The sequence below is a fragment of the Mesorhizobium sp. genome, assembly GCF_041661565.1.
Classification (GTDB): domain Bacteria; phylum Pseudomonadota; class Alphaproteobacteria; order Rhizobiales; family Rhizobiaceae; genus Mesorhizobium.
Genome location: NZ_JBAZUD010000257.1, coordinates 1 through 3,044 on the forward strand (window position 1 = coordinate 1; position 3,044 = coordinate 3,044).

At 65.8% G+C, this 3,044-nt stretch carries 3 protein-coding genes; all 3 read left to right on the forward strand.

Annotated elements, in window-relative coordinates; genetic code table 11:
• Positions 1-305 (forward strand): oligopeptide/dipeptide ABC transporter ATP-binding protein (locus tag WC739_RS25165; RefSeq protein ID WP_372955696.1); only part of this gene is annotated, 305 nt, incomplete at its 5' end.
• Positions 306-334: 29 nt separating this feature from the next.
• Positions 335-1,177 carry an SMP-30/gluconolactonase/LRE family protein gene (locus WC739_RS25170; protein ID WP_372955697.1) on the forward strand — a complete coding sequence of 281 codons (843 nt, stop codon included), beginning with the start codon at positions 335-337 and terminating at the stop codon, positions 1,175-1,177.
• Positions 1,178-1,196: 19 nt separating this feature from the next.
• Positions 1,197-2,870, forward strand: a complete 1,674-nt coding sequence (locus WC739_RS25175) for a N,N-dimethylformamidase beta subunit family domain-containing protein (protein ID WP_372955698.1) — start codon at positions 1,197-1,199, stop codon at positions 2,868-2,870.
• Positions 2,871-3,044 lie beyond the last annotated feature (174 nt).

Here is a 3,044-nt window from a genome sequence, read left to right on the forward strand (position 1 = left end):
GGCCATTGCATCCCTACACGCAGGCGCTTCTGTCAGCGGCGCCCACCCTGGCCGCCCGCCGCCAGCCCGGCTGGAAGCGCATCATGCTCACCGGCGATCCGCCAAACCCGGCCGATGTGCCGCCGGGCTGCCGGTTCCACCCGCGCTGCCATCTGGCGCGCGAGATCTGCCGAACCACAGTGCCGCCGCTGCGCGCCATGCCTGGCTCCAGCCAGATTGTGGCCTGCCATCTTGCACCCGACGAGACGGCATTGACGGGCGCCCAAGTGGGCCGCGCGCGACTCGGCCTTGCGGCAGCAGGCTAGAACTGGACGACACTGAGGGAGGAACGACAATGCGGTCGAAGGAAATCCATGTGACGGGCCTCGGCTTTCCGGAAGGCCCGGTGGCGCTGCCGGATGGCTCCATCGCGTTCGTCGACCTGCTCCATGCCAAGGTCCGCGCCTTCAAGGACGGAGCGGTGCGCGAACTCGCAACGCTTCCCGGCGCGCCAAACGGCATGCGGCTGGGTCCGGAAGGCGCGCTCTATATCTGCAACAATGGCGGGCTTGCCCCGGAGTCGCTGGAGAAACTGCATTTCGCCGAGCCGATGATCGCTGGCTGTGTTCAGCGCCTCCAGCTGGACGGACGCTGGGAAAGCTTTGCCGACCAGCTGCCCGGCGGCAAGCCGTCGCGGCCGAACGACCTGATCTTTACCCCGGACGGCGAGATCGTGTTCACCGATCCGCAGAACTGGGAAGTTCTTGGCGCTGACGCGGCGTCCTATCATGGCGGGCAGCTGCTGGCGGCAGGCCGGGACCGGAAGGTTCGAAGCCTCGCAGCCATGACCGGCTTTCCCAACGGCCTGGTGTTCCATCCCGATGGCTCACTGATCGTCGGCATCACCATGGAGCATCGCCTGGTCCGCTTCGCCTGGGAGGGCGGCAGCGTCGGCCCGATGAGCGAATGGGCACGCCTCGACGACCGCTTCAACCCCGACGGCATGGTGTTTCATGACGGCCTGCTCTACGTCACCGGCAGCACTGGCGACCGCGTGGCGATCCTCGACACCGCGGGCCGGCTCGTCGAGATGATCGATTGCGGCCAGGGCAGCGACCCGACCAATTGCTGCGTCCACGACGGCCGGCTCTGGATCACGCTCGGCCTTCAAGGCCAGCTCGTCTCCTACCCCCTCTAGCCAGATGAATGAGGAACCCATGTCCCGCGAAGACGACTTCGTCCCGCCTGAGCTCGGCCCGGTCAACATCCGCCCGCGGCGCGCCTGGGCCATGTCCGCCGACGAGCATTGGCATTCGAATCCCTGGTACGAGGCGCCGCATGGCGACCCCAGCCTGCCGGAGGTCTATACCTACACGGACGCGATATCCTACGATCCCGGCGACGAAGTCGTCTTTCATTCCTCCACCACCGCCCCGCAATGGACGCTCGAGATCTACCGCGACGGCTACCGGCCGCAGACCGTCCACAAGGTCGAGTCCCTCGCCGGCGTCTTCGCGCCGACACCGGAGGATGCCTACACGGCCGGCTGCGGCTGGCCGATCAGCCACCGTTGGCGCCTGCCGGACGATTTGCGCTCGGGCTTCTACCGCGTCGTCTCGACCTGTGGCCGCGCCAATGGCGGCAAGTTCGTGCAGCACCACTTCTTCGTCGTGCGCCCGACCGCCGCGACACGCAGCGCCAGGATCCTGATGATCCTGCCGACCGGTACCTGGACCGCTTACAACGATTTCGGCGGCGCCAATCACTATTTCGGCGTCGCCGGCGCAGGCAAGGATCAGCCGTCTCCGGTGCTGTCGCTTGAACGCCCGTGGACACGCGGCATCGTCTGGCTGCCGCCGGGCGCGCCGCGCATCTGCGCCGATCCGCTGCCCGAGTTCGGCGATGCGCCGCGCTATCCGATGAAGGAATGGGCCTATGCCAATGGCTTCGGACAGTACTACGCCGCAGCCGGCTGGGCGCAGTTCGATCGCCATTTCGTGCTGTGGGCGGAGAAGGAGGGCTACGAGCTCGACTTCATCACGCAGACCGACCTGCACTACCAGCCAGAGCTGCTCGACGCCTATCCCTGCGTGACCATCGTCGGCCACGACGAATACTGGACCCGTGAGATGCGGCTGGCGATCGAAGCCTATGTCGAGCGCGGCGGCCGCCTTGCGCGTTTCGGCGCCAACTTCCTCTGGCAGATCCGCCTCGAGGACGACGGCAAGCGCCAGATCTGCCATAAGTTCAACGCCATCAACACGGATCCGGTCGCCGGGACAGACCAGGCGCACCTTCTTTCGACCGCCTGGGAGGACAAGGATGTCGCGTGGCCGGGCGCCTCGACAGTGGGCGTGAACGGACTGCATGGCCTCTACGCCTCCTGGGGCGGCTTCGCGCCGCATGGCCAGAAGGGTTTCACCGTCTACCGGCCGGAGCACTGGGCATTCGACGGCACCGGCCTGCACTATGCCGACATCTTCGGCGACAAGGAGCGCATCTTCGCCTACGAGGTCGATGGTCTCGACTATACGTTCATGCACGGACTGCCCTACCCCGTTCCGGTCGAGGGCCAGCCCGAGACGATCAGCATCCTGGCCATGGCGCCGGCGGTGCTGGCCGAGGACGAGCCTAATGGCGAGGGCTTTCGCTACTACGTCCGCAGCAGCGATCATGAGGGCCTGGTGAAGTGCGTCACCGGAGAGGTGACGCCGGAAGGGCTCGCGCGCTACAAATACGGCTCCGGCATGATGGTGCACATGACGCGCGGCAAGGGTGAGGTGCTGACGGCCGCGACATGCGAGTGGGTCATGGGTCTCAAGCGTGGCGACCGGTTCACCGAACAGATCACCCGCAATGTGCTCGATCGCTTCAGCAAGTCCCAGAGTTAAGCAAGAACAGTTCGCCGTTTCACGGAAACGGCGAACTGTTCCAACTCTTTGCTTTGACGCAATTCCCAAGGGAAAGCGCTTGCGCGCTTTCCCGGGAATTTTTCCTGGAATTGCTTTGGCCGGTGGCCGCTACCCCCCGGGAGCAATCCCGGGAGATGCCGGCCAGTCTCTCGC